The organism is Pseudoalteromonas sp. GW168-MNA-CIBAN-0100, from assembly GCF_040309225.1.
Lineage (GTDB): Bacteria > Pseudomonadota > Gammaproteobacteria > Enterobacterales > Alteromonadaceae > Pseudoalteromonas > Pseudoalteromonas arctica.
In genome coordinates, this window is sequence record NZ_JBEOOL010000993.1 from 1 (window position 1) to 242 (window position 242).

At 34.7% G+C, this 242-nt stretch carries 1 pseudogene; it reads right to left on the reverse strand.

The window, feature by feature from the left end:
* Positions 1-242 (reverse strand): annotated as a pseudogene (locus AAEY62_RS24320) (peptidoglycan-binding protein); the annotation flags it as partial.

Here is a 242-nt window from a genome sequence, read left to right on the forward strand (position 1 = left end):
GTACCCTTCCTGTTTCTGGGTCTAAATATGGCTTACCTTTATGATAAATTGCATAAGCTTGGTGTAACTTTAAATCGCCTTTAACGTATAAAATATGCCCTAACGTTTGTGTTTTCGTGTTCTCGTTTGCCCCTAAAATATAAGGTTTAGCTTTTATATCGTCGCTATTTATAGCTTGCTCATAAGTTATATAAGGTCTGATCATTTCTAGTGGCAAGGTGGTAATTGAATTTTTGCCTTTA